Here is a 26134-nt window from a genome sequence, read left to right as displayed (position 1 = left end):
CCGATACCCAGGCCATGAAGAAGGTCGGCCTGGGTGTCGCTGCCGTCGTCCTGCTCGCGTTCGGCGGCCTGCTGGTCGTCGACCAGCTCCAGTCCGGCCCGAGCGCGCACGTCGGCGACTGCGCGCGGATCTCCGGCGGTCAGGACGACCCGGTCTACCAGGCGCTGGCGTGCGACGAGGGCGGCGCGACCGTCAAGATCGCCAAGATCCTGCCGCGCGACGACGACAGCTGCCCGTCCGGCGGCATGGACTACTCGACGTTCACGGGCGAGTCGACCTTCTGCCTGATGCCCAACTTCCACGAGGGCGCCTGCTACGGGCAGGACCGCGAGACCGGCATCGCCCAGGTCGACTGCGCCACCAGGGACTCGGTCCGGGTCGTCAAGGTGCTCACCGGCAGGACCGACCGCTCTGCCTGCGGGGATGCGCGCGCGGCGGTGTTCCCGGAGCCCGCCACGACGTTCTGCCTCGAACGCGGCGACAAGCAGCCGTAACGTTTTCGCAAAGCGCCAGCGGTGTCCGCTTCCGCCTGGCAGCCTCTGCTCCGGCCTTGTCGGGGGGCACGGGCCGCCCGAGGTTGAGCGGAAGCGAGAGAACAGCACATGAGCACGGAGCAGGTTGCGCCCATCGCAGGGCCGCAGCCCGAGGCGAAGAAGCCGAGCGTTCTGAAGAAGATCCTCGGTTACGTCGTCGGTCTGGTCGTCGCGGCCGTCGCGATCTACGCGTTCAACTACTTCACGAACGACGACGCGCAGGCGAAGGTGGGGGACTGCGCCCACATCACCGGCACGACGAACAACCCGGACTACAAGGCGGTCGACTGCGCGTCCGCCGAGTCCAACTACGTCGTCGGCCAGGTGTCCGGGGTCTGCAAGGGCGACTACGTCGAGTACAGCCACTCGCAGCGCCGCGGCCCCAAGACCAAGCTGTGCCTGGCGCCGGTGCTCGTCGAGGGCACCTGCTACGCCGACGACGGCGACAACGTGAACCCCAAGGTCGTCGGGTGCGCGGAGACCGCCACGTTCAAGGTCACCAAGGCGGTCAAGGACGCCGCCGCACCGGAGTGCGCGGAGGGGGAGAAGGCCTACGCCTTCCCCGAGGCCAAGCTGAACTACTGCATCGGCACGCCCGCGTAGCAGCAGGCCGGACCACGGGGAGACCGGAGTCGCGACCGCGCGGCTCCGGTTTCCCTTTTGCGCGCCCCCGTCGGAGAGGAACCCAGTGACGACGCCCCACCACCCGCAGCAGCCGGGCCCGTACGGCCCGCCTCCCGGCGGCCAGCCCCCGCAGCCCTACGGCCAGCAGCCGTACGGGCAGCAGCAGCCCTACGGTCAGCAGCCCTACGGCCAGCCCGTCCACGGTCAGCAGCCGCCGCCGGGCTACGGAGCCGGCCCCTACGCGCAGCCCGGTCCGTACGGCCCGCCGCCCGGTCAGATGCCGCCCGGCATGCCCGGCCAGCCGATGCCGTACGCCCCGCCGCCCAAGTCCGGCGGTGCCGCGGGCAAGGTCATCGGCGCCGTGTTCGTGGTGCTCGTGCTGGTCGGCGGGTTCATGGTGCTGCGCGGCGTGTTCGGCAGCAGCGAGCCGTCGGCCAAGCCGGGCGACTGCGCGAACATGACCGGCACGACGATCAGCCCGAACTACAAGAAGGTCGACTGCGGGTCGCCCGAGGCGAACTACATCATCGCCAAGGCCTCGAAGGACACCTCCGACGCGTGCCCGAGCAAGGAGTACGCGTCCTACCACCAGTCCGGCCGGCGCAAGGAGACGCTGAAGCTGTGCCTGGTGGAGAAGCTCGAAGAGGGCCGGTGCTACGAGGACCCGATGGCGGGCATCAGCCTCGCGGGTCCGAAGGCGATCGACTGCTCCAAGGGGCAGAACAGGTACTCGACCCAGAAGTCCTACAAGGTCGACAAGGTGGTCAGGCAGGCCTCCGCGGACTGCGGCGAGAGCACGCCCGTGTCCTACGCCGAGCCGGCGCCGGGCCTGACCTACTGCCTGAGCGCGCTCGCGGAGAAGTGACCGAACGGCGGAGGGCGGGTCACCGGGGGTGACCCGCCCTCCGCCGCTGGGAGAAGCGCTAGTTGATCGTGCCCGGTGGCAGCAGCTGCTGCACGTCCAGACGACCGGACAGCACGTCCTCGGTGTCCATCATGTCCGCCACCCGCTGGAGCCGGACGGGGTTCAGCGACAGCGGGAACGTGCCCACCGACACGAGCGCCGCGGTCGGCGCGTCCACGTCGGCGTAGGTGGTCAGCGAGTCCTGCACGGCCAGCTTGTTGGCCTGCGCGCGCTGCTGCGCCTCGCGGAGCACCTCGCGGAACGCCTTGAGCGTCTTCGGGTTCGCCTCGGCGAACTTCTTGGTGGACGCGTACCCGGACATCGGGAAGTCCAGTGTCGGGCCGCGCGCGGTGTCGGTGAGGATCTTCGCGCCGATGTTGCGCTGCGCCTTCGTGATGAACGGCTCGATCATGAACGCCGCGTCGACCTTGCCCGACTTCAGCGCCTCCTCCATCGCGCCGAAGGGCATCGGGCGGAACTGGATCTTGCCCCGCTCGACCGCGGCGGTGCCGAGCACGGCCTTCGTGGTCAGCGAGCCGATGTCGGTCTCGCTGTTCACCGCGATGATCGGCGACGGCCGCTTGCCGGGGTCGTCGTAGTCCGAGTTGGCGGGCGTGACCAGCGCCATCGAGTTCGGGCCCGCCTGGTAGGCCTCGCCCTGCAGCTGCAGCTCGCGGTTCTTCTCCGTGGTCGAGGCGACGGCCGAGAAGAAGCTGACGTGCGTCGCCCACGTGAGGTCGAGCGTCGTGTCGAGCTGGCCGATGGCCTCGGACTCGTTGGTCTGCGGGACCAGCGTGACCTGCAGGCCGTACTTCTCGAACAGCTTGTCGGTCAGCGCGATCCGCAGCGGGGCCACGTCGACCACCTGCGCGACGCCGATGCGCAGCGCGGTGCGTTCCAGGTCCGCGCCACTGCCGCTCGACGAACTTCCGAAGAGGCTGCAGCTCGCGGTCAGAACGCATGTCATGAGCACTGCGACAAGCCGCAGAGCGTTGGCTCGGGTAGCCATGGCACCTCTCGCCGGTTGGCCTTGAGTAGCATCAAGTTGATCAGTGAGTGTCGCCACAGGCCGGCCGTCCGCAGTCCCAACAGGGCGTTCGGACGGTCATGAGGCATGCCGACAACCGGGGATGTTAACCACCTGAACGTATGAAACGACACCCCGTCTCGACACGGTGAGTGCTTCTGGAGACTTCCCCCGAGCGGGGGCTGACCATTACGCTCCCGGCCGGGTGGCACAGGTCGTGTAGACCGGGGTGTCTGTGGACGGGGTAGGGCGCCTCAGCGGGCGAACGACCTCTGTGCTGCAATTCCGCCCGTTTGACGAGTCCATGCTCGGTCCTGGGGAGAGACCGGGACACTGCTGCTGGAAGAGGAAGCCCAGAGTGGCCCGACGTGAGAGAGGTCCCAGCCAGTTTGGCGTGGGTGACACCACACGCTCCGAAAGGCCCGAATCGGGTGACGGACTGGCTGCACAGGGTGACGGCCTGCTGACTGCGACACCCGCCGTGGTGAAGCGGGACGTCGGAACCGGCCCCGGACCTGCCCGATCCGCGGGCTGGCGCCTGCGCAACTGGCGGCTGCGCACGAAGCTGCTCGCCGTCCTGCTCATCCCGACGATCTGTGCGCTCGCCCTGGGTGGCTTGCGCGTCCGCACAGACCTCCAGGACGCGACGGAGTTCAACAACCTCGCGAACCAGATCCGCCTCGAGACGGCGGTCGCCGACCTGGTGCAGCAGCTCCAGCGCGAGCGCGACCTCTCGGTCAGCTACGTCGCCTCGAACAGGAAGCTCGACCGGGTCGTCCTGGACCGCCAGCTCCGCAGGGTGAACGACACCAGCCAGACGTTCAACAACCGGATCTCGGAGCTCGGCTCCGACATGAACCCGGCCGCCGTCGAGCGCTTCCAGGTCGCCTTCAAGCAGCTCGACCGCCTCAACAGCCTCCGCAACTCGGTGCGGGAGACGCTCTACCCCGCCGAAGCCGTCCAGCGGACGTACTCGGAGTCCATCGAGACGCTGATCAGCCTCGGTGAGCAGACGATCTCCGAGATCAACGACCCCGAGCTGGTGCGCCTGCACCTGACGACGAACGCCATCGCGCGCATCAAGGAGCAGGAGTCGCTCAAGCGGGCCATCCTCCTCGACGTCTTCCAGCGCAAGGCGTTCACGCCGTCCCAGCTGCGCTCCCTGCAGGCCGCGGACGCCGAGCTCGAAGCCGCCCGCAACGACTTCCGCAAGGCGGCGACGCCGGAGCAGGCCAAGATCTACGACGACACCGTCACCGGCCTGATCGTCGACACCGCGAACGACATGCAGGAATCGGCCATCAACCAGCAGGCCGGCACCAAGGACTTCACGACGCTGACGTCGGAGAAGTGGGACATCGCCGCCACGCTGACGGTCAACCTGACCCGCGACGTCGAGAACCTGCTCCTCGAACAGCTGCAGGACCGGACCGACGAGCTCACGGGCGCCGCACGCACCCGTGCCTACGTCGAGTCCGGCGTCGTGCTGGCGGTCCTCGCGCTCGCACTGCTGATGGCGTTGTTCGTCGCCCGCTCGATCCTCAGCCCGCTGCGCACGCTGCGCCGCACCGCCCTCGACGTCGCCGACCACGGGCTCCCCGACGCGGTCGAGCGCATCCTCGCCGACCCGAACCCGGAGAACGCGGCGAAGACCGCCGTCGAGCCGGTGCCGGTGCACACCCGTGAAGAGGTCGGCCAGGTGGCGCGCGCGTTCGACGCGGTGCACGGTGAAGCGGTGCGGCTGGCCGCCCAGCAGGCCCTCCTGCGCGACAACGTCAACGCGATGTTCGTCAACCTCTCCCGCCGCTCTCAGGCCCTGGTCGAGCGCCAGCTGAACCTGATCGACCGGCTGGAGCAGGACGAGCAGGACCCCGACCAGCTGGCCTCGCTGTTCGAGCTCGACCACCTCGCCACCCGCATGCGGCGCAACTCGGAGAACCTGCTGGTCCTCTCGGGCACCGACCTCTCGCGGCGGCTCACCCGCCCGGTCCCCGCGGCCGAGGTGCTCGGTGCGGCGGTCTCCGAGGTCGAGCAGTACGCCCGCGTGCAGGTCGGCCAGACCCCGGACCTCACGGTCCAGGGCCGCGCGGTCAACGACCTCGTGCACCTCATCGCCGAGCTGCTGGACAACGCCACGGCGTTCTCCGACCCGGTCACCAAGGTCACCGTCCGCACGGCGAAGACCCGCAAGGGCGAGCTGGCGATCGAGATCCAGGACCGCGGCGTCGGCATGGGCGACCAGGAGATCATCGACGCGAACGAGCGCCTGGCGGACCCTCCGGACGTCGACGTCGCCGTCTCCCGCCGGATGGGCCTGTACGTGGTCGCGCGGCTCGCCAAGCGCCACGACATCAAGGTCCGCCTGCGCGGCAACGAGGACATCGAGGGCGGCACGACCGCGCTCGTGATCGTGCCGGAGACGCTCATCGCGACGCCGGGTCAGCCGATGCCCGCCGCCCCGCCGTCGGGCTCCGGTGGCCTCGCCTCCGCGTTCGGCATGCAGCCGCAGGCGGAGCTCACCACCGAGTTCGGCGGCACGGCCCACACCGGTCCGACCGACTTCGGCCACACCCCGGCCCCCGCCACGACGACCACGGCCAGCAGGGCCAGCGGCATCGCGGGTGCGTTCGGCGGTGCCACCGGGGCCGTGCCGCGCATCGATGACTCGAGCCCGAGCATCCCGGTCAGCTTCGTGCCCAGCTCGCTCACCGACACCGGTGCGGGCGCCACGGCGGTGCCGGTCTACCAGGACCCGCCCCCCGCGGAGGACGTCACGCCGTCGGAGCGCTGGCGCCGCGACCAGCTCGCCGCGGTGGAGCCGGAGGGCTCGTTCGGCGAGCCGACGCTCTTCACGGCCTACGAGGACCGCGACGAGGAAGACGGCGAGATCTCCTTCGAGCCGGGCTACGAGACGACGCAGTTCGTCCCGATCCCGCCGGTGGACGAGCCGCCGTCGACCAACGGCGTCTCCCGCGCCCCCGTCGAGCCCGAGCTCGCGCACCGCAACGGCACCTCGGAGCCGTCGCGCAGGGCGATCGAGCACGACCTGGACGCCCCGACCGAGCGGCTGCCGATCTACGAGGCGGTCCTCTCGCAGTGGTTCCAGGCCATCGGCAGCGAGACGTCGGCGTCCACCGCCCAGCCGGTTCCGCCCGCGGCGGCCGGCGGGCCCGCGGCACCCGCGGGCAAGGTCGAGGCGAAGCTCAACGGCTCCAGCGCCGGCGGCGTCGAGTACATCGACGAGCCGCCGACGACCCCGCCTCTCTCGGACGGACCGGAACCGGAGCCTCCCGACCCGTACCCGCAAGCCCGTCCCGGCGGTGGCACCCACCACCACGTCGGCAGCCGGTCTGCCCGTGCGCAAACCGCGCGCGAAGGTGCAGCCGCCGGTCGAGGAAGCAGTAGTCGCCCCCGCCGAGCAGGAGCGAGTTGTGGAACCGGAGCCCGTTGTGGAGGAGACTCCAGCGGCGGTACCCACTTCCGAGTCGGCTTGGCAGTCGCCTGCCGACGAGGGATGGCAGGCGGCTCAGGCGTTGTTGAACAAGACGCCGGAGTCGAAGACAGCGGCAGGATTGCCGAAACGGACACCGAAGGCTCAGCTCGTGCCAGGATCTGCGGCACCCACGCCGCAGGCCGTGTCACAGACAGCGCAGCGCCCGCCGCTGCCGCCCCGTTCCGCCGATGCGGTGCGCGGGCGCATGTCGAGCCTGCAAAGTGGTGTCCGGCGAGGCCGGCACGCATTGATCGAGGCATACGCTGGTGACCAGTCGAGCCGGCAGAACGAGGAGCAGGAGTGACGACCGCAGCGCAGCCAGGCAGCTTTGGTTGGCTTATCACCGACTTCGTGCGGAGGGTGCCCGGCGTGGCACATTCCGTCGTGGTGTCCGCGGACGGGCTGTTGCTCGCGGGGTCCCAGGGGCTGCCCCGGGACCGTGCAGAGCAGCTCTCCGCCGTCGCGTCCGGGCTGGTCAGCCTCACACAGGGTGCTGCCCGCTGCTTCGAGGCAGGCGGGGTCAACCAGACCGTCGTCGAGATGGAGCGGGGATACCTGTTCCTCATGTCGATCAGTGACGGCTCATGCCTTGCCGTCCTGGCGGCACCCAACTGCGACATCGGCCTCGTGGCCTACGAGATGACGCTTTTGGTCGAGAGAGTCGGTCAACAACTCACCCCGGAGCTGCGCGCGCAGCTCCAGGGTGTGGTCCGCCGCTAGACCTCACTGGTAGTACAGGGGTGAGATGAGATGGCTCGGAGACCTGGCGCCGGTGGTCGCCGCTTGGGTAGGAACTTCAACTACCAGGAGTGGGCGGCTGGTGGCTTTCAGTTCGAGGAGCCCGACGCGCCTCCCCCAGACCCAGAGGAAGCCGAGGACGCACCCCACGATGAGCGGGTTACAGGGCAAGGGCTAGGCGATATGTCTCAGCGTGAGGTGGATGACTCGTCGTCGTACCCGTACGACGACGTGCCGAACCGGTTCGACATAGACGGCGGGTACGGCACCGGGTTGTTCGGTGGCCCCGGCGCGGACCTGTTCGGCCAGCACGAGATGCCGGAAGCGGTGCCCGAACAGCTGCCGTACACCACCGGGCCGCAGCCGGTGTACAGCACCGGCGCACAACCGGCGTACAGCACCGGTGCACAGCCCGCTGTGCGGCCGGAGGAGAATGCGTCTGCGGACTCGGGTTCACTGGTGCGGCCTTACACGCGCACCGGTGGACGCACACGACCCGACTACGACCTCGCGATCGAGGCGCTGATCTCGACCAGCGAGCGTGGCCTCGAACGGGATGCCGCAGTACTTCCCGAGCACAGGTCGATCTGCGGGCTGTGTGTGGACACGCGGTCGGTGGCCGAGGTCGCGGCACTCCTACGCTTGCCTCTTGGCGTCGTGCGGGTGTTGATCGGCGACATGGCAAGCATGGGATTGGTTTTGATTCACCAGGGCGGTCTGGTCGTGGGGGACCGGCCTTCCATGGAATTCCTGGAGAGGGTGCTCAGTGGGCTTCGCAGGCTCTAGTCCCCAGGGCGCCGAGGGCGCACGGAAGCCGACTACGTCCGCCAAGATCGTCGTGGCGGGTGGCTTCGGTGTTGGCAAGACGACGTTCGTCGGCTCGGTGTCCGAGATCGTCCCGTTGACCACCGAGGCGGTGATGACCGAGGCCAGCGCGGGGGTGGACGACCTCTCCGCCACGCCGAACAAGGTCACCACGACGGTCGCGATGGACTTCGGCCGCGTGTCGCTCGACAGCGACCTGATCCTGTACCTCTTCGGTACACCGGGTCAGCACCGGTTCTGGTTCATGTGGGACGACCTGGTGCGGGGTGCCATCGGCGCCATCGTGCTGGTCGACACCCGCAGGCTCGCGGACGCGTTCGCCTCGATCGACTTCTTCGACGACCGGCAGCTGCCGTACGTCGTGGGCGTCAACTGCTTCGACGGCCTCCTGCACCACAGGCTGGAGGACGTGCGCGAGGCGTTGACGATCGACGAGTCGGTGCCGATCGTGACGTGCGACGCGCGGAACCGGCAGTCGACCAAGCAGACGCTCATCACGCTGGTGGAGCACGCGATGCGCCAGTGGATGTCCGTCCGCGCCGGCTGATCCCCGCAGCCTGAACGACTCGAACGAGGCGGGCCCCACCTCCGGGTGCGGCGCTCGCCTCGTCGTCGTGTCCGGGGTCAGTCAGTCCTCGTCCACCAGGGCGGCGGACGTGACGCGGTGCAGGGGGAACCGGAGCACCTCGCCGTAGCTGTGGTCGTAGCCCTCCAGCACGCCGCCGCCGACGACGTGCGGTTCGATCACGCGCTGCGCCGCCGTGCCGTGCGAGTCGACGAACCCGACCAGCACGCTGCGCCGCGCCCGTGCCGCCTCCTGCAGCAACGACAGCGTCGCCGACGGCCCGGCACCCAGGTTCCCGGGAACGGCGACGCGCTGACCCCGTGGCGTCGCCGCCGCGCGGTCACCGGCGCGGACCAGCTTCACGAGCTCGCCCAGCCGTTCGTCGGCGGGGACGGCCGGTGTCGCCGGTTTGCGCGCCGAACGCTGCCTCGGCGTGGTGCGCCGTCCACCCGGCCGCAGGTCCAGCACCTGCCCGTCGGGGCCCTCCGCCGCCGGGGAGAACCCGGCCGAGCGCAGCCCGTCCAGCACGTCCGCCAGCGGCAGCGGGCTCACGAGCACGGTCGGTGCGATCCGGCGCAGCTCAAGCCTCCCCGCCTCCGGGTGCGCCAGGACCTCGCTGACCAGCACCGGGTCGTCGCAGCGCAGGAACGACCCCGCGGCACCGCCGCGCAGCCGCCCGTGCCGGCGCGCGGCGTCGTCGACCAGGTAGGTCAGCGACTGCGGCACCGGGGTGCGCGAGCGGAGCTTGAACAGCTCGTGCAGGTCGTCGGCGGTGCGGCCCGCGTCGAGCGCGCGGCGGACCGTGGTCTCGCTGATCCGGTAGACAGTGGCGCTGCCCGCCGACTCGACGTCCGCGACCAGGGCCAGCTCGTCGGCCAGCTCCGGTTCGAGCCGGCCGGGCGCGACCACGGTGAGGTCGGCCTGCACCAGCACGTGGTCGAGCGGGTCCGGCAACGCCTCGGCGAGCGCCTTCGCTGCGGGCCCGGCGCCCTCGTCGAGCAGCACGCGGCCCGCACTGGTGACCGCACCGAGCGCGAGCACGCCCACGGCGGTGCCCTCCTCGACGGTCCAGCGCACCAGCTCGTCGCGTTGCCGTCCGCCCCGGCGCGGCGCCCGCCAGGCGAGCAGCGCGGCGAGCTCCGCGGCACCGCCGATCGCGGTGCCCTTCGGCAGCGCGGCGAGGCTGTCGAGCACCCAGCGGCGGTCGCGGGGCGCCTGGGCGCGGCGGATCTCGTCGGCGAGCGGGGTGAAGAGCTTGTCCTTCTCGTCGCGGCGGCCGACGAGCGCGGGCAGCCGCGGCAGCTCCAGCCAGGCGTGCGCGAGCGTGGCCCAGCGGACCTCGGTGGTCGCCGCGAGCCACACGTCGGCCTTGGTCGTCGGCACCCACTCCGGTTCGGTGGACTCGGTGTTCGCGGCCAGGTCGGCGCCGACCACCAGCTCGATCAGCAGGGCGGCGCGCTGTTCGTCGACACCCAGGTCCTTGGCGGCCCTGCGCAGGTCCCGCACGCCCAGCCCACCCGTGCGCAGCACCGCGGGCGGTTCGACCGACCAGCTCGCGAGCAGGTTCTCGACGTGCCGCACGAGCTCCAGCGCCTCACCGCCGCCGGTGGCGTCGACGTTCGCCGGGGCGACGGTGCCGGTGCGCGGCTTCGGCTCGGTCACCTGGACCGGCCCGAGTGGACGGTCGCCGCGCAGCCGCAGCGCGATCTCGCGGGGCAGCTCCACCGTGCCGGGGTCGCGGCGCAGCAGCAGGCCGCGGGCGAGCAGCCGCTGGACCGGTGTCTCCGCCTTCTCCAGCGGCACGACCCGTGACGCGTCCTTCGTGTCGCCGATGGGCGGACCGGCGGCGAGCTTCTGCAGCACCCGCTGCTCGCCCTCGGTGATGCCGTCCAGGTCGTAGGTCTGCCCGGTGGCCCGGCCGAGCCCCGCCGGGTACGTGCCGAACGCCTCCCGCGTGACCGGGGGCAGCGACAGCGCCTCGTCGTCGCCCCAGACCAGCGCCAGCGACCGCAGCCGGGCGAGCGCCTGCTTGAGCGGCTTCGGCTTCACGTCCGGCCCGAGCACCCCCGCGAGTGTGGGCAACGCCACGGGCGCCGTGTCCGCGCCCACGACGACCAGGCCCTCCAGCACCGCGAGCGTGAACGTGTCGAGGTCCTCGCAGGCGCGCGCGATCGACGCCCTGGTGCCGACCCTCGTCGCGAGCACGGACATGTCGGCTGGTGGGGGCGTTGCCAGGTCGGGACGGGCGCGCAGCAGTGCGACGAGCGCGTTGTCGTCCTGGCCGCGCAGCCAGTCGGCCAGAGTGATGCCGGACATTCTCACCACGGTATATGGGCCGCTGGAGATCTCCTCGTCCTCTGTCACACTTGTGGCGTCATCTGGCACCACCGAGGAGGAGAACGTGGCGAAAGGACGCCCTGAACGGGTCGACCCGCACTGGCCGGAGGGCCCGGAAGGCGGTCACCCCGTCACCGAGCTGACCAGCGACCTGCAGGGCGCGCTGTCGCCGTTCGGCACGGTCACGTTCCCGCTGCCGGTCGAGGACCTCCCGTACACGCACCCGGTGACCGAGATCAACAAGTCCTGAGTGGATTGTCAGACCGGTCTTAAAACTCGCCGAGTCGGGTGAGTACCGCAAAGGGGCCGGGGATAGGCTCGTTTCCCGCTTGAGCAGCACTTCGTGGGAGGAATGACGATGCCGGTCCCCGGCCCTGGTTACTCGATCACCGTTCGACTGGAGGCGCCGCCGTCAGCGAGCGCCGCGGGTGACCTCACCTCGGCCGTCGGCCGCGCGGGCGGCGTCATCACGGCGTTCGACGTCGTGGAGTCGCACAACGACCGCGTCGTCATCGACCTCACCTGCAACGCCCTGTCGGCCAACCACGCCAAGGACATCACCGACACGCTGGAGACGTTGCCCGGCATCGTCGTCCGCAAGGTGTCGGACCGCACGTTCCTCGTGCACCTCGGTGGCAAGATCGAGATCTCGTCGAAGGTCCCGCTGCGCAACCGCGACGACCTGTCCCGCGCGTACACCCCCGGCGTGGCCCGCGTGTGCGAGGCGATCGCGAAGAACCCGGACGACGCGCGCCGCCTGACCATCAAGCGCAACACCGTCGCCGTGGTCACCGACGGCTCCGCCGTGCTGGGCCTGGGCAACCTCGGCCCCGCCGCCGCCCTGCCCGTGATGGAGGGCAAGGCCGCGCTGTTCAAGAAGTTCGCCGGCGTCGACGCGTGGCCGGTCTGCCTGGACACCCAGGACACCGAGGAGATCATCCGCGCGGTCGAGCTCATCGCCCCCGTGTACGGTGGCATCAACCTCGAGGACATCTCCGCGCCGCGCTGCTTCGAGATCGAGGCCCGGCTGCGCGAGAAGCTCGACATCCCGGTCTTCCACGACGACCAGCACGGCACCGCGATCGTGGTCGTCGCCGCGCTGCGCAACGCCCTGCGCGTGGTGAACAAGGACATCAAGGACTGCCGCATCACCGTCTGCGGCGTCGGCGCGGCCGGGTCGGCGATCATCCGCCTGCTGCTCGCGCAGGAGCCCGGCGACATCATCGCCGTGGACGTCGACGGCATCGTGCACCGCGACCGCCCCGGCCTGGACGCGAACCTGAAGTCCATCGCCGCCTCGACGAACAAGGGCAACCAGTCCGGCCGCCTGCACGACGCGCTGGTCGGCTCGGACGTGTTCATCGGCGTGTCGGCCCCGAACCTCTTCGGCGCCGACCAGGTCGCGACGATGGCCAAGGACGCCATCGTGTTCGCGCTGGCCAACCCGGACCCGGAGATCGACCCGATGGAGGCCCAGCAGCACGCCGCCGTCGTCGCGACCGGTCGCTCGGACTTCCCGAACCAGATCAACAACGTCCTGGCGTTCCCCGGCGTCTTCCGCGGCCTGCTCGACGCCCACGCGAAGACCATCACCGACGCGATGCTGCTGGCCGCCGCCCAGGCCATCGCCGACGTGGTCGACGGCGACCGCCTGAACGCGTCGTTCATCGTCCCGTCGGTCTTCGACAACACCGTGGCCCCCGCGGTGGCCGAAGCCGTCCGCAAGGCCGCCAACGCCTGATCCCGCCCCTCTTTCCGGTCACGCGGGAGTCCTACGTTCCCCTCTGGGGCACGCGGGGCCCCCGCGTGCCCGGCGGACCGGGCGGGGCGGGCGGGGCGGGCGGGGCGGGGCGGGCGGAGGGGCCTTGGGCAGGGGGCGCGCACTTCGTGCGGGCTTACGATCGCGGTATGACCAAGCAGTTCACCCACCTGGACTCCCACGGCGCGGCCCGCATGGTCGACGTCTCCGGCAAGGAGCAGACCACCCGCACGGCCGTGGCCACGGGCGTGCTGCAGACGACCGCCGAGGTGGTGGCACTGCTGGGCGCGGACGGCCTCCCCAAGGGCGACGCGCTGGCCACCGCCCGCATCGCCGGCATCATGGCCGCGAAGCGCACCTCGGAGCTCGTTCCGCTGTGCCACCCGATCGCCCTGTCGTCCGTGGCGGTGGACCTGGCGCTGGCCGACACCTCGGTCCTCATCACCGCCACGGTCCGCACCACCGACCGCACCGGCGTGGAGATGGAAGCGCTGACCGCGGTCTCGGTGGCCGGCCTGACCCTGCACGACATGGTGAAGTCCGTGGACCCGGCCGCGACCATGAACGCGGTCCGGGTGGAACGCAAGGAAGGCGGCAAGACCGGCCTGTGGGAGCGCCCGTGAGGAAAGCAGTGGTCATCACCGCCTCGAACCGGGCGGCCGCCGGCGTCTACGCCGACCGCAGCGGCCCCCTGATCACCGCCTGGCTCACCGACCGCGGTTTCACCGCCGGTGACCCGGTGGTCGTCCCGGACGGCGACCCGGTCCGCGACGCCCTGGCCGCGGCCGTGGCCGACGGCGCCGACCTCGTCATCACGACCGGCGGCACCGGCATCAACCCCACCGACCGCACCCCGGAGGCCACCCGCGCGGTCCTCGACCACGAGATCCCGGGCCTGGCCGACGCCATCCGCATGGCGGGCTGGCCGGAGGTCCCCGGCTCGGTCCTGTCCCGCGGGGTGGCCGGGGTCGCCGGCCGCACCCTGGTCGTCAACCTGCCCGGCTCCACCGGCGGCGTCCGCGACGGCCTGGAGGTCCTCGCCGAGGTCGTCGACCACGCCCTGGACCAACTCCGCGGAGGAGACCACAGATGAGCGTCGTGCTGCGAGCCACCGTGACCGAGGAACCGCTGTCGGTGGAGGAACACGCCGCCCTGGTGACCTCCGACCGCGCCGGTGCGGTCGTCACCTTCTCCGGCGTGGTCCGCGACCACGACGGCGGCCGCTCCGTCCTGGAGCTGGAGTACCACTCCCACCCGTCCGCCGCGGACGTGGTCGCCGAGGTCGTCGCGTCACTGGCGGATCGCTACGAGGGCGTCCACGGCATCGCCGTCTCCCACCGGGTCGGGCCGCTGAAGATCGGCGACGTGGCCCTCGCGTGCGCTGTGGCGGCGGAGCACCGCAAGGAGGCCTTCTCGCTGTGCGCGGACCTCGTGGACGAGGTCAAGGCGCGGTTGCCGGTGTGGAAGCGGCAGGTGTTCTCGGACAACACCGATGAGTGGGTCAACTGCCCCTGATCGGGTGCAGATTTCCGCAACGCACGTGAGCCGCTCGGAGGGCGGTCGGCGCTCGCAATGAGGCTGCCGGGGCCGAGCGAGGCTGCCGCTCGGGCGCGGTCGGCGGGATGGGCGCGGCTGCCGCTCGGAGTGTGGTGGGCGAGGCCGCCGGAGCCGAGCGAGGCGTCTCTCGCCGGACAACGCGTGGGTCCGTGCCCGTCCATCTCACGCCCGTGCCCGCCGACGCGAACAGGGACCTCACCGCCGGGGGGTCGCGATGAGGTCCCTGTTCTTGCATCAGCCCGTCACGGGCCAACGACGTTCGACGCTCAGAGCGCCAGCTTGTGACCGGGGAAGATCAGGTCGGGGTTCGTCAGGAACCCCTTGTTCTTCTCCACGATCGCCTGCCACCCGCCGCTGACCTTCTGCTCGTCAGCGATCTTCGACAGCGTGTCGCCCGCCTTGATCTCGTAGGTGCCGTTCGGGTTCGACTTCGAACCCGCGACGACGACCGGGGCGACCGGCGTGGCGGCCTGGCGCTGCTGGGGCTGCACCTGGCGCTGCTGCTGCTGCTGCTGCGGGGCGGGGGCGGCCTGACGGGCCGGAGCCGGGGCGGTCTGGCCGCCGAGGCCCTTCACGCCGCAGGTCGGCCAGGCCTTGTAGCCCTGGGTCTGCAGGACGCGCTCCGCGATGCGGATCTGCTCCTCGCGCGACGCCTGGGCGGGGTTGCCCTGGCCTCCGTGGCCTTGCCACGTCTGCATCGAGAACTGGAGGCCACCGTAGTAGCCGTTTCCGGTGTTGATGGACCAGTTGTTGCCGCTTTCGCACTTGGCGACGGCGTCCCAGTCCATCGAGGGGGCGGCGTTGGCGGTGCCAACGGCCAGGCTCAGAGGGGCACCGGCGATGATGCCGGCGACCGCGACCTTGGCGATGGTGCGAGCTGCGGAACCCTGCTTGCCCTGCGTGCCACGGTTGAAAGCCATGTGCCTCTCGGTCCACCACACCTGCGTCAGCAGCTCGGGTTCGGGGCCCGGTGTGCTCCTGCGTCCCAGTCCAGCGGTGTCTCTCGCTCGGGGTATGTCCGGGGAACCGTGTGGACTGGGTTCGGTGCTCGGTTCTCCGGTGGTGCTCTCGGCCGGTTCGGGGCCAGCCGAGATGTGACCGTACGTAGCCCATGGCGGCACCGCCAAACGGAACCGACCGTGATGCGCGTCACAGTAACGGTTCGGTTTATTGTCGGAAATCTACAAAACCGCAGCTCAGGAGCGCCGTTATCGGTCTGTTTCCAATCCGAGATCGACCGAGATCTTTCACGGAAAGTGAGTCGTGGCTCACGACCACTAGGCCATCGGAGACGTCCTCCTCACGGTGGGAGGACGCCCCTGCGATCAAGTGCGCGGCGGAGGCGAGCAGACTGCGCGCACTCCTCGATGCACCCGTTCGGCTTACAGCTCGTCCGCCGCCCGAGGCGCTCGCCGGTCGGGCCGCCGTGTTCCGGTCTCGACTCGCACGCCCGACTCGCGCTCGTGCGCCGACGCCTCGACGATGCACTGGTGACCGAGATCAAGTCCGTCGAGCTCGCGCAGGAGGCGCACAGCGCCGAGGACGAGGCGGAGCGCGCGGGCCCCGCGCTCGTGGCCGAGACCGGGTGCCGTTCCCGGGAGGAGGACCTCGACCGCGCATGACCAGGCTCGACCTGCTCCGCTCCGCACTCGCCGCCCGTCCCGGCCAGCCCGTCCCGTTCGACGAGCTGGTCGTCACCGTCTGGCCCGATGACCGGCCGGCGAACCCGAAGGCGGCGCTGCGCAACCTCGTCCGGCGCCTGCGCGCCACCGAGGCCGTGGTCACCGAACCGCACGGCTACCGCTTGGTCGTGCGCAGGCCCGGTCCGCGCCAGCTGCCCGCCGACCTGCCCGACTTCGTCGGCCGCGCACCGCAGATCGCCGCCGCGCTGGCCGCCACGGCCCCCGTCCTCGCGATCACCGGCCCGCCCGGTGTCGGCAAGACCTCGCTCGCCGTCCACGTCGCGCACCGGCTGCGGGCCGGCTTCCCCGACGGGCAGCTGCACGTGAACCTCCGCGCGTTCTCCGCGAGCGAGCCGGTGACGGTCGAGCAGGCGCTCGCCCGGTTCCAGCGCGCGCTCGGCGCCGAACAGGTCCCCCTCGCGCCGGACGCGCAGCTCGCGCTCTACCGGGAGCTGACCGCGGGGCTGCGGCTGCTGGTGGTGGTCGACAACGCCACCGCCGACCTGGTCACCCCGCTGCTGCCCGCCGGCGCGGGTAGCCGGGTGATCGTCACGAGCCGCACCGACCTGCCGGAGCACGAGCAGATCCGGCTCGACGTGTTCGACGACGCCGAGGCCGACGCGTTGCTCACCAACATGCGCGTCGACGGCGCTTCACCCGACCGCGCCGAGCTCGTCGGCTGGTGCGCCCACCTGCCGCTCGCGCTGCGCATCGCCGCCGCGCACCTGACCGACCGCCACCTCGCCGACTACCTGGTCGACCTGCGCGGCGAGGGACGGCTGGACGCGCTGGAGATCGAGGGCGACGCCGCGGTGCGCGCCACGTTCGAGCTGTCCTACCTGGCGCTGCCCGACCGCGCCCAGCGGCTGTTCCGGCTGCTCGGCCAGGTCCCCGGCCCCGACTTCGGCGTCGAGGCCGCGACCGCGTTGCTCGGCTCGCCCGCCGCCGAACCGCTGGACCAGCTCGTGGCGGCGAACCTGGTGCAACGCGCGCAAGACCGCCACAGCCTCCACGACCTGCTGCGCGCCTACGCACTGCGTCTGGGCGATGCCTCGCCGACCCGGCTGTTCGCGTACTACCTGCTCAACGCCGACCGCGCGGGCCGCACGCTGAACCCGGAGCTGCACCGCCTGCCGCTGCCCGAGCTGCCCGCCGACCTGCCCGCCCACGACCTGGGCACCATGGCCGGCGCGCTGGCCTGGCTCGACACCGAACGCCAGAACGTCGTCGCCGCCGTCCTCGCCGCCGCCAACCGGCCCGTCGCCTGGCAGCTCACGGACGCGATGCGCGCCCACTTCCTGCACCACTCCGCGGATGTCGTCGACTGGCGCACCAGCGCCCGCGCCGGCCTGCGCGCCGCCCGCACCCTCGGTGACCAGCGCGCGGAGGCGACCATGCACGGTTCGCTCGGTCTCGCGCACTGGCGGTCCGGCGAGTTCGCCGAGGCACTGCCGGAGTACACCCGCGCCGTCGCGCTGGCCCGTTCCCACGGCGACCACGCGGCGCTGAGCTCGCTGCTGACCAACCTCGGCATCATCCACTGGGAGCTCGGCCACCTCGCGGAGGCGGTGGCGGCGATGGAGGAGTCGCTGACCCTCGACCGCAGCCCGAACGCCCTCTACAACCTCAGCAGCATCCTCGTGGACCTCGGCCCGCTGGACCTGGCCGTCGCCTACGGCGAGGAGGCGCTGGAGCTTCTCCCGCGCCTCCGGCCTCACCGCGGGTGTCGCCTACTGCCTGCAGGGCCTCGCCTCCGTCTACCTCTTCCCCGGCGACCTGGAGACCTCCGAGCGGTACCTCGCCGAGGTCGCCACCCTCACGACCCCGGAGCTGGGCCCGCACTTCCCGAGCCGCAGCCGGGAGACCCACGCGTTCCTGCGCCTCGAACAGGGCCGCTACGCCGAGGCGGAACGCGACGCGCGCGCCGCCGTCGACCTGGCCGTGGCCGGTGCCGACGACATGAACGAGGCCGACGGCCGCATCACCCTCGGCATGGCGCTGCAACGGCAGGGCCGCGTCGAGGAAGCCCTCGCCGAGCACGAGCAGGCCCTCGCCATCGCCCGCAGGGCCGGCTTCGCCAGGGGAGAGGTGCAGGCGCTCGCGGGCCTGGCCGCCGACCACCGCGCCGCGGGCGACCTGGCGTCGGCACTGCGCTGCGCCACCGAGGCCGACGACCGCGCCGAACGCGCCCAGCTGCGGGTGCGGCAGGTGCAGGTCGTGGCCGAGCTGGTGGAGGTCCACCGGGCGCTCGGGGACTTCGAGGAGGCCGAACGCCAGCGGCTGCGCGGGCTGGAGCTGGCGCGGGTGACCGGGCGGAGGTCGTGGGAACGGCGGCTGACGCAGCCGGTGGACCCCCGCGGCTCGGGCGACGACGCGGGTCAGCCGCCCGCGAACGGCGGCAGCACGTCCAGCTGAGCCCCGGCCCGCACCGGCACCGACGTGTCCCGCACGGCCACCCCGTCCAGCAGGAAGCTCGACGCCGCCAGCACCTTGCCGAGCCGTTCGCCGTGGCGTTCCCCGATCGCGCTGACGACCACGGCCACGCTCGGCGAGCCTTCGAGCACGAGGTCCTCGTCCGAGACACCGGCCGCAGCGCGCGCACCCGCGAAGTAGCGGACCTTCACCGCGGTGGTCACCGTCATCCTCCGATGGCGCTCATGGGCCGGTCGGGCTGGCTGAAGCCCGCGTCGTTGATGCCGTGACCGGCCGCCTTGCCCCACATGGTGGCGCGCCAGGCGTCGGCGACGGCGGAGTCGGGGGAGCCGTCGCGCAGCAACGCGCGCAGGTCCGTTTCCGACCGGCTGAACAGGCAGTTGCGGACCTGGCCGTCCGAGGTGAGCCGGGTGCGGTCGCAGGCGGCGCAGAACGGCCTGGTCACGGACGCGATCACGCCGACGGTCGCGGGGCCGCCGTCGACCAGCCAGCGCTCGGCGGGGGCGCCGCCGCGCGAGACCTCGGACGGGGTCAGGGTGAAGGCCTGCGACAGCATCGCCAGGATCTCGTCGGCCGTGACCATGTTCGTGCGGGTCCAGCCGTGCTGCGGGTCGAGCGGCATCTGCTCGATGAACCGCAGCTGGTAACCGTTCTCGACGCAGAACCGCAGCAGCGGGACGGCCTCGTCCTCGTTCACGCCGCGCAGCAGCACGGAGTTGACCTTCACCGGTTCCAGGCCTGCCTCGCGGGCGGCGTCGAGGCCGTCGAGCACGTCGGTGATGCGGTCGCGCCTGGTCAGCGTGGCGAACCGGTCGGGGTCGAGGGTGTCGAGCGAGACGTTGATGCGGTTCAGGCCCGCGTCCTTCAGCGACTTCGCGCGGCGGGAGAGCCCGATGCCGTTCGTGGTCATCGACATCCGCGGCCGGGGCTCCAGCGCGGCGGTCGACGCGATCACGTGCTCCAGCCCGCGGCGCAGCAGCGGCTCGCCGCCGGTGAACCGGATGTCGGTCACGCCCAGGTCGACCACGGCGATCCGGATGAGCCGGACCAGCTCGTCGTCGGTGAGCAGCTCGTCCTTCTGCAGCCAGTCGAGGCCCTCGGCCGGCATGCAGTAGGTGCAGCGCAGGTTGCAGCGGTCGGTGAGCGAGACCCGCAGGTCCTTGGCCACCCGCCCGAACCGGTCGACGAGCAGCGGCGTGTCCGGACGTGCGGACACGTCGGGGGTGCCGCGCACCACGGGTAGTCCCAACTCCACTGCTGTCACCTCATTCAGCTTAATGAACAACCTCTTGTAGGTACCTCCACAACGGAGGTTTCTCACGTTCCGCCCAGTTGGAGCACATCCACGACCAATTGTCTTAGCGGCTAAGATGTTCCACATGGAACCTGAAGTGCTGGAGAGGTTCACCTGGTACATGCGGGAGCAGAGCGCGCTCACCGTCATGTTCCACACGAAGGTCGCCGAGCAGATGGGCCTGTCGGCGACCGACGAGAAGTGCATCGACCTGGCGATGCGGGCCGAGGGGCCGCTGACCGCCGGTCGGCTCGCCGAGCTCTCCGGCCTGTCCACCGGCGCCGTCACCGGTGTCATCGACCGCCTCGAACGCGCCGGGTACGTCCGCCGGGTCCGCGACCCGCACGACCGGCGCAAGGTCCTCGTCGAGGTCACGGTGGGCGACGTGGAGAAGTTCGGCGAGCTCTTCGCCAACGCCTACCACAGCCTCGTCGAGGTGCTCGGCCACTTCGACGACGCCGAGCTCGCGGTCATCGAGCGTTATCTCAAGCTCCAGATCGAGACGTTCCGCAAGCGCGTGATCGATACTTAGACCATGTGGCACTACTTGATGGACATGGACGGCGTTCTGGTGCACGAAGAGCACCTGATCCCCGGCGCTGACGAGTTCGTCGGAGAGCTGCGCGCCTCCGGCACCCCGTTCCTCGTGCTCACGAACAACTCCATCTACACGCCACGCGACCTGCGCGCCCGGCTGCAGCGGACCGGCCTCGACATCCCCGAGTCGTCCATCTGGACCTCGGCGCTGGCCACCGCGCGGTTCCTCGACTCGCAGCGCCCGAACGGCTCGGCGTTCGTCATCGGCGAGGCCGGTCTCACGACCGCGCTGCACGAGATCGGGTACGTGCTGACCGACCGCGACCCGGACTACGTCGTGCTCGGCGAGACCCGCACCTACAGCTTCACCGCGATCACCAAGGCCATCCGCCTGGTCGAGGAGGGCGCGAAGTTCATCGCGACCAACCCCGACGCGACCGGCCCGTCACGCGAGGGCTCGCTGCCCGCGACCGGTGCCGTGGCGGCGTTGATCGAGCGCGCCACCGGGCGTGAGCCGTACTACGTCGGCAAGCCGAACCCGCTGATGATGCGGTCCGCCCTGCGCGCGCTGGGCTCGCACAGCGAGAACGCCCTCATGATCGGCGACCGGATGGACACCGACGTCCGCTCCGGCCTGGAGGCGGGCCTGTCGACGATCCTGGTGCTCTCCGGGATCTTCACCGCCGAGCACGCCGAGATGTACCCGTACCGCCCGACGCGGGTGCTCAAGTCGATCGCGGAGCTCGTCGGTCACTCCCAGGACCCGTTCGGCGACTGGACTGACCACTGACGCGCGAGGGTTCATCACCTATCGTCGCGGAGGTGGACACGGATCGCCGTCCGATGCACGTCGTGGGTGACGTGCACGGGCACCTCGCCGAACTGATCAGGGCACTGCACGTCGCCGGGCTGTGCGACGAGGAGGGGCACTGGACCGGCGGTGCGGCCGAGCTGTGGTTCCTCGGCGACTTCGTGGACCGCGGTCCCGACGGCGTGGGCGTGATCGACCTGGTCATGCGCCTGGGCGAGGAGGCGGCCGAGGCGGGTGGCTCGGTCAACTCGCTGATCGGCAACCACGAGGTGCTGCTGCTGGGCATGCACCGGTTCGGTGACGAGCAGGTGCCCGACAGCCTCGGGCCGCGGTCGTTCGCGCGCAGCTGGCTGCTCAACGGCGGGCTGCGCAGCGACCAGGACCGGCTGACCGAGGCGCACCTCGAGTGGCTCACGACCCGGCCGGTGCTCAAGCTGCGCGCCGACCACCTGCTGATGCACTCCGACACGGTCGCCTACCTCGAATGGGGGTCCTCGATCGAGGAGGTCAACGAGGCCGTCCGCCAGGTGCTCAAGGGCGACGACCTCGTCGAGTGGTGGGAGTGCTGGCGCAAGATGACGACCAGGTACGCCTTCCGCGGGCCGCAGGGCCCGGAGATCGCCGACGAGCTGCTGGCCACGTTGGGCGGCAACAGGATCGTGCACGGGCACAGCGTCATCGCCGACCAGCTCGGGGTCATGCCCGAGCAGATCGACGGGCCGCTGGTCTACGCCGACGACAAGGTGCTGGCGATCGACGCCGGCCTCTACAGCGGCGGGCCGTGCCTCGTCGTCCCCTTGCCGTACACCGGGGCCTGACTACGGTGGGCGGATGACCGCCAGCTACTCCTCGGGCACGTCCACCGCCCCGCTGCTGGGCGACACCATCGGCGCGAACCTCGCCGCGACCGTCGAGCGCTTCGGCGACCGCGAGGCACTCGTCGACAGGGCGACGCGCCGCCGGTGGACCTACGCGGAGCTGGCGGCCGAGGTCGAGCGGGTCGCCGCCGGTCTCACGGCGCTGGGCGTGCGCAAGGGCGACCGGGTCGGCATCTGGGCACCGAACTGCGCGGAGTGGGTCTTCGTGCAGTACGCCACCGCCCGGATCGGCGCGGTCCTGGTCAACGTCAACCCGGCCTACCGGGTGCACGAGCTGGAGTACGTGCTGAACCAGGCGGGCATCCACACGCTGGTGTCCGCGCGGTCGTTCAAGACCTCCGACTACGCCGGGATGGTCGACGAGGTGCGGCCGCGCTGCCCGCAGCTGCGGCACGTCGTGTTCCTCGACGATCCGCGGTGGAGAGCGGCGGAGCTGCCCGAGGTCGAGCTGGACCGCGACGACCCGATCAACATCCAGTACACGTCCGGCACGACCGGGTTCCCCAAGGGCGCGACCCTGTCGCACCACAACATCCTCAACAACGGCTACTTCGTCGGCGAGCTGCTCGGCTACACCGAGCAGGACCGCATCTGCGTGGTGCCGCCGTTCTACCACTGCTTCGGCATGGTCATGGGCAACCTCGCGGCGACCAGCCACGGCGCGTGCGTCGTGATCCCGGCACCCGCGTTCGACCCGGCGGCGACCCTCGCGGCGGTGCAGGAGGAGCGCTGCACCTCGCTCTACGGCGTGCCGACGATGTTCATCGCGATGCTCGACCTGGTCGACGGCTACGACCTCTCGTCGTTGCGCACCGGGATCATGGCCGGCTCACCGTGCCCGGTCGAGGTGATGAAGCAGGTCGTCGAGCGCATGGGCATGGGCGAGGTGTCCATCTGCTACGGCATGACCGAGACCTCGCCGGTGTCGACGCAGACCCGCGCCGACGACTCGCTCGACCGCCGCGTCGGCACCGTCGGCCGCGTCGGGCCGCACCTGGAGGTCAAGATCGTCGACCCGGTCACCGGTGCCACGGTCCCGCGCGGCACGCCGGGCGAGCTCTGCACCCGCGGCTACTCGGTGATGCTCGGCTACTGGAACGAGCCGGAGAAGACCGCGGAGGCCGTCGACGCCGCCGGTTGGATGCACACCGGCGACCTCGCCGTGATGGACGACGACTCGTACGTCACCATCACCGGCCGCATCAAGGACATGGTCATCCGCGGCGGCGAGAACGTCTACCCGCGCGAGGTCGAGGAGTTCCTCCACGCGCACCCGGACGTGCTCGACGCCCAGGTGGTCGGCGTGCCGGACGCGAAGTACGGCGAGGAGCTCGTGGCGTGGGTGCGCCTGCGCGAGGGCGCCGCGCCGCTGACGGCCGAGGCGGTGCGGGAGTTCTGCGCCGGCAAGCTCGCCCACTACAAGATCCCGCGCTACGTGCACGTCGTCGACGAGTTCCCGATGACGGTCACCGGCAAGGTGCGCAAGGTGGAGATGCGCGCGAGGTCGGTGGAGCTGCTCGGGCTGGACGACGGCGCCCGGCACGCCTGAGGCCGTCCGCGGGTCACGGGACCTCGACGATCTCCTTGCCCAGCGGCACCAGCGAGACCTTGACCAGCTTGAAGTTGGCCACGCCCAGCGGGATGCCGATGACCGTGATGCACAGCGCGATGCCGGTGACGACGTGGCCGATGGCGAGCCACAGCCCGGCGACGAGGATCCAGATGACGTTGCCCAGCAGCGAGCCCGTGCCCGCTCCCGGCTTCTCGACGACCTCGCGGCCGAACGGCCACAGGGCGTAGTTCGCGATGCGGAACGACGCGATGCCCCACGGGATCGTGATGATCAGGATGCAGCAGATCAGACCGGCGACCGCGTAGCCGACGGCCATCCAGAAACCGGCGAGCACCAGCCAGATCACGTTCAGGATGAGGCGCATGACTCCAATCTAAGCTGATCGGCATGACGTGGGGTGTGATCGCAACGGGCGGCATCGCGCATGCGGTGACCGCTGACATGCTCAAGGCGGGTGTCCAGGTGGGTGCCGTGTCCTCTCGGGACGTCGCGAGGGCCGAGCAGTTCGCGGAGAAGTTCGGGATTCCGCGCGCCTACGGCGACTACCACGAGCTGCTCGCCGACCCGGACGTCACCGTCGTCTACGTGGCCACGCCGCACGGCCAGCACCACGAGGTCGTGCTCGCCGCCCTCGACGCCGGCAAGAACGTGCTGTGCGAGAAGGCCCTCGCGCTGACGGTCGCGCAGGTCGAGGAGATGGTCGACCGGGCGAGGACCACGCAGTTGTTCCTCATGGAAGCGATGTGGACGCGCTTCAACCCGTTGATCCGCAAGGTCGTGGAGGCCGTCGGCGCCGGTGAGATCGGTGAGGTGCGGCTGGTCCGCGCCGACTTCGGGTTCCGGCACGCCTTCGACGCGAACGACCGGCTGTGGGCCAAGGAGGCGGGCGGCGGCTCCGTCCTCGACCTCGGCGTCTACCCGGTCTCCCTCGCGCACCTGCTCCTGGGCGTTCCCGGCACGGTCCACGCGCACGGCGGCCTCGCACCGAGCGGCGTGGACGCCGACGCGGGCATCCTGCTGGGCTACGAGAACGGCGCGCACGCGTTGCTGGGCTGCTCGCTGACCGCCGACACCGGCGCCGGCGCCGCCATCATCGGCACCGAGGGGCGCATCGACATCCCCGAGGCCTTCTACAACCCCACCAGGGTGCTCATCAACGGCGTCGAGCACACGGCCGAGGACGGCGGCTACACGCACCAGATCCGGTCGGTCGACGACTGGGTCGCGATGGGGTTCGTCGAGCACGCGGACATGACGTGGAACGACTCGGTGGAGATCATGCGCATCATGGAGACCGCGCTCGGTCAGCTCGGTGTGTCCTATGCGGACGTCGTCAGGTAGATCAGCGCGGCGTTCAGCACGACGACGGCGAAGGCCACCGCCCACGCCGCGACGGTGACCGCCCGCCGGTTCGTGAACCCGCCCATCACGGACCGGCGCCCGGTCAGCCACACCAGCGGCACCAGTGCGAACGGGATGCCGAACGACAGCACCACCTGCGACAGCACCAACGCGAACGTCGGGTCCACTCCGGACGCCAGGACCACCAGCGCCGGCACCAGCGTGACGAGTCGCCTGGTCAGCAACGGGACCCGCACGCGCAGCAGCCCGTCCATCACCACCGCACCGGCGTAGCACCCGACCGCGGTGGAGGCGAACCCGGACGCCAGCAACCCGAGCGCGAACAGCAACGCGACCCCGCCGCCCAGCGCGGCACCGACCGCCGCGTGCGCGCCTTCGAGCGTGCCGACGTCCTCCCCGCCCTGCAACGCGGACGCCGCCAGCAGCAGCATCGCCATGTTCACCGCACCGGCCAGCACCATCGCGACGACCACGTCGACCTTCGTGGTGCCGAGCAGCGCCGGGTTCTGCCCGTGCCGGTCCCGTGCCAGCGCCGAGTGCAGGTACACCGCGTGCGGCATCACGGTCGCGCCGAGCATGCCCGCCGCCAGCAGCACGCTGTCCGCGCCGGCGAACCGCGGCACCAGGCCGGTGACCGCGTCCGGCACCGACGGCGGTGCCACGAACAGCCCCGCCACGAACCCGACGGCGATCACGACCAGCATCGTCGTGACGACCCGTTCGAACGGCTTCTGCCCGCGCCGGTCCCGCACCAGCAGCAGCACCGTCGACACCACGCCGGTGATCACGCCGCCGAGCAGCAGCGGCAGGTCGAACAGCAGGCGCAGCGCGATGGCACCGCCCAGGACCTCGGCCAGGTCGGTCGCCATCGCGACCACCTCGGCCTGCCCCCAGTAGGCGAGCCGCGCCGGCCGCGGCAGGTGGTCCCGCACGGCCTCCGGCAACGACTTCCCGGTGACCAGGCCGAGCTTCGCCGACAGGTACTGCACGAGCCCGGCCATGACGTTCGCGACGACGAGCACCCACACCAGCAGGTACCCGTACGTCGCGCCCGCCGCGGTGTTCGTGGCCACGTTGCCGGGGTCGACGTACGCGACCGCGGCGACGAACGCCGGACCGAGCAACGCCGCGCCCGCACGCAGGCGCGCCCCGACAGCGACCACCGGACACCTCCCCTTGTTGCCAGATTATGGCAACAACGG

The 26134-nt window shown here is 71.1% G+C and carries 24 protein-coding genes and 2 pseudogenes; 19 read left to right on the top strand and 7 right to left on the bottom strand.

Annotation, left to right across the window (positions count from 1 at the left end):
• The first annotated feature begins 14 nt into the window (after positions 1–14).
• From ACVDFE_RS03545 to ACVDFE_RS03535, 3 genes are all read left to right on the top strand, one after another.
• Complete coding sequence (locus ACVDFE_RS03545; protein WP_360385496.1) at positions 15–494, top strand: LppU/SCO3897 family protein; 480 nt, start codon at positions 15–17, stop codon at positions 492–494.
• 108 nt (positions 495–602) lie between these two features.
• On the top strand, positions 603–1136 hold the full coding sequence (locus ACVDFE_RS03540) for an LppU/SCO3897 family protein (RefSeq protein WP_360385498.1): 534 nt from the start codon (positions 603–605) through the stop codon (positions 1134–1136).
• Between the two features lie 85 nt (positions 1137–1221).
• Positions 1222–2022 (top strand): LppU/SCO3897 family protein, encoded by an 801-nt coding sequence (locus ACVDFE_RS03535; RefSeq protein ID WP_458429560.1) that lies wholly within the window; start codon positions 1222–1224, stop codon positions 2020–2022.
• Between the two features lie 58 nt (positions 2023–2080).
• On the opposite strand, the gene ACVDFE_RS03530 is transcribed toward ACVDFE_RS03535, so the two are convergent.
• Complete coding sequence (locus ACVDFE_RS03530) at positions 2081–3028, bottom strand: ABC transporter substrate-binding protein (protein WP_360385502.1); 948 nt, start codon at positions 3026–3028, stop codon at positions 2081–2083.
• A 544-nt stretch (positions 3029–3572) separates the two neighbouring features.
• Between ACVDFE_RS03530 and ACVDFE_RS03525 the strand changes: the two genes are divergently transcribed.
• Genes ACVDFE_RS03525 through ACVDFE_RS03510 form a run of 4 tightly spaced genes read left to right on the top strand, consistent with a single transcriptional unit; the run spans position 3573 to position 8691 of the window.
• Positions 3573–6851, top strand: coding sequence for a sensor histidine kinase (locus ACVDFE_RS03525; protein WP_458429559.1), 3279 nt, complete (start codon positions 3573–3575; stop codon positions 6849–6851).
• A 30-nt stretch (positions 6852–6881) separates the two neighbouring features.
• A complete protein-coding gene (locus tag ACVDFE_RS03520; protein ID WP_030470879.1) occupies positions 6882–7301 on the top strand; it encodes a roadblock/LC7 domain-containing protein in 420 nt (139 codons plus the stop codon).
• Positions 7302–7331: 30 nt separating this feature from the next.
• Entirely contained in the window at positions 7332–8105 is a 774-nt protein-coding gene (locus tag ACVDFE_RS03515) for a DUF742 domain-containing protein (protein ID WP_360385506.1), read from the top strand.
• The gene (locus ACVDFE_RS03510) at positions 8086–8691 is read left to right on the top strand and encodes a GTP-binding protein (protein ID WP_030470877.1); all 606 of its coding nucleotides are present in this window, start codon (positions 8086–8088) and stop codon (positions 8689–8691) included. Before ACVDFE_RS03515 ends, ACVDFE_RS03510 begins: the two co-directional genes overlap by 20 nt.
• 81 nt (positions 8692–8772) lie before the next feature.
• Here ACVDFE_RS03510 and ACVDFE_RS03505 read toward each other — a convergent pair whose 3' ends face one another.
• Positions 8773–11025, bottom strand: a complete 2253-nt coding sequence (locus ACVDFE_RS03505; protein ID WP_458429558.1) for a helicase-associated domain-containing protein — start codon at positions 11023–11025, stop codon at positions 8773–8775.
• 85 nt (positions 11026–11110) lie between these two features.
• Between ACVDFE_RS03505 and ACVDFE_RS03500 the strand changes: the two genes are divergently transcribed.
• The 4 genes and pseudogenes from ACVDFE_RS03500 to ACVDFE_RS03485 all read left to right on the top strand — a co-directional run bounded on the left by ACVDFE_RS03500 (position 11111) and on the right by ACVDFE_RS03485 (position 14320).
• Complete coding sequence (locus tag ACVDFE_RS03500; protein WP_360385510.1) at positions 11111–11296, top strand: hypothetical protein; 186 nt, start codon at positions 11111–11113, stop codon at positions 11294–11296.
• 108 nt (positions 11297–11404) lie between these two features.
• Positions 11405–12787 carry an NAD-dependent malic enzyme gene (locus tag ACVDFE_RS03495; RefSeq protein ID WP_360386624.1) on the top strand — a complete coding sequence of 461 codons (1383 nt, stop codon included), beginning with the start codon at positions 11405–11407 and terminating at the stop codon, positions 12785–12787.
• Positions 12788–12954: 167 nt separating this feature from the next.
• Positions 12955–13428 carry a cyclic pyranopterin monophosphate synthase MoaC gene (gene moaC / locus ACVDFE_RS03490; RefSeq protein WP_458429557.1) on the top strand — a complete coding sequence of 158 codons (474 nt, stop codon included), beginning with the start codon at positions 12955–12957 and terminating at the stop codon, positions 13426–13428.
• Positions 13425–14320, top strand: a pseudogene (locus ACVDFE_RS03485) (molybdenum cofactor biosynthesis protein MoaE). The gene moaC and the pseudogene ACVDFE_RS03485 overlap by 4 nt, the downstream one beginning before the upstream one ends.
• A 308-nt stretch (positions 14321–14628) precedes the next feature.
• Here ACVDFE_RS03485 and ACVDFE_RS03480 read toward each other — a convergent pair.
• Positions 14629–15282: a transglycosylase family protein gene (locus ACVDFE_RS03480; RefSeq protein ID WP_458429556.1), complete on the bottom strand. Its 654-nt coding sequence runs from the start codon at positions 15280–15282 to the stop codon at positions 14629–14631.
• A gap of 570 nt (positions 15283–15852) precedes the next feature.
• Between ACVDFE_RS03480 and ACVDFE_RS03475 the strand changes: the two genes are divergently transcribed.
• From ACVDFE_RS03475 to ACVDFE_RS03465, 3 genes and pseudogenes are all read left to right on the top strand, one after another.
• The gene (locus tag ACVDFE_RS03475) at positions 15853–15984 is read left to right on the top strand and encodes a hypothetical protein (RefSeq protein WP_360385521.1); all 132 of its coding nucleotides are present in this window, start codon (positions 15853–15855) and stop codon (positions 15982–15984) included.
• Positions 15981–17639, top strand: a pseudogene (locus tag ACVDFE_RS03470) (tetratricopeptide repeat protein); the annotation flags it as partial. The gene ACVDFE_RS03475 and the pseudogene ACVDFE_RS03470, both read left to right, overlap by 4 nt.
• Positions 17640–17781: 142 nt before the next feature.
• Positions 17782–18459, top strand: a complete 678-nt coding sequence (locus ACVDFE_RS03465; protein ID WP_458434260.1) for a tetratricopeptide repeat protein — start codon at positions 17782–17784, stop codon at positions 18457–18459.
• On the opposite strand, the gene ACVDFE_RS03460 is transcribed toward ACVDFE_RS03465, so the two are convergent.
• The gene (locus ACVDFE_RS03460; protein WP_360385525.1) at positions 18423–18686 is read right to left on the bottom strand and encodes a MoaD/ThiS family protein; all 264 of its coding nucleotides are present in this window, start codon (positions 18684–18686) and stop codon (positions 18423–18425) included. The two genes, ACVDFE_RS03465 and ACVDFE_RS03460, sit on opposite strands and share 37 nt — an antisense overlap.
• Entirely contained in the window at positions 18683–19741 is a 1059-nt protein-coding gene (gene moaA, locus ACVDFE_RS03455) for a GTP 3',8-cyclase MoaA (protein WP_458429555.1), read from the bottom strand. Before moaA ends, ACVDFE_RS03460 begins: the two co-directional genes overlap by 4 nt.
• A 115-nt stretch (positions 19742–19856) precedes the next feature.
• Between moaA and ACVDFE_RS03450 the strand changes: the two genes are divergently transcribed.
• The 4 genes from ACVDFE_RS03450 to ACVDFE_RS03435 are packed head-to-tail and all read left to right on the top strand — an operon-like array spanning position 19857 to position 23546.
• Entirely contained in the window at positions 19857–20303 is a 447-nt protein-coding gene (locus ACVDFE_RS03450; RefSeq protein WP_458429554.1) for a MarR family winged helix-turn-helix transcriptional regulator, read from the top strand.
• Positions 20304–20306: 3 nt separating this feature from the next.
• The gene (locus ACVDFE_RS03445; RefSeq protein ID WP_360385529.1) at positions 20307–21098 is read left to right on the top strand and encodes an HAD-IIA family hydrolase; all 792 of its coding nucleotides are present in this window, start codon (positions 20307–20309) and stop codon (positions 21096–21098) included.
• Between the two features lie 53 nt (positions 21099–21151).
• Positions 21152–21937 carry a metallophosphoesterase gene (locus ACVDFE_RS03440; RefSeq protein WP_360386629.1) on the top strand — a complete coding sequence of 262 codons (786 nt, stop codon included), beginning with the start codon at positions 21152–21154 and terminating at the stop codon, positions 21935–21937.
• A gap of 13 nt (positions 21938–21950) precedes the next feature.
• The gene (locus ACVDFE_RS03435) at positions 21951–23546 is read left to right on the top strand and encodes an AMP-binding protein (RefSeq protein WP_458429553.1); all 1596 of its coding nucleotides are present in this window, start codon (positions 21951–21953) and stop codon (positions 23544–23546) included.
• 13 nt (positions 23547–23559) lie between these two features.
• Here ACVDFE_RS03435 and ACVDFE_RS03430 read toward each other — a convergent pair whose 3' ends face one another.
• Positions 23560–23934 carry a YccF domain-containing protein gene (locus ACVDFE_RS03430; RefSeq protein WP_360385533.1) on the bottom strand — a complete coding sequence of 125 codons (375 nt, stop codon included), beginning with the start codon at positions 23932–23934 and terminating at the stop codon, positions 23560–23562.
• 23 nt (positions 23935–23957) lie between these two features.
• Here ACVDFE_RS03430 and ACVDFE_RS03425 point away from each other — a divergent pair, with 23 nt between their 5' ends.
• The gene (locus tag ACVDFE_RS03425) at positions 23958–24911 is read left to right on the top strand and encodes a Gfo/Idh/MocA family protein (protein ID WP_458429552.1); all 954 of its coding nucleotides are present in this window, start codon (positions 23958–23960) and stop codon (positions 24909–24911) included.
• Here ACVDFE_RS03425 and ACVDFE_RS03420 read toward each other — a convergent pair.
• On the bottom strand, positions 24890–26095 hold the full coding sequence (locus ACVDFE_RS03420) for an Nramp family divalent metal transporter (RefSeq protein WP_458429551.1): 1206 nt from the start codon (positions 26093–26095) through the stop codon (positions 24890–24892). The genes ACVDFE_RS03425 and ACVDFE_RS03420 overlap by 22 nt on opposite strands.
• Positions 26096–26134: the final 39 nt, after the last annotated feature.

It is taken from the genome of Lentzea chajnantorensis, from assembly GCF_054300775.1.
Note: the sequence above shows the minus strand (reverse complement) of the source record. Positions and strands in the feature narration are given on the sequence as shown.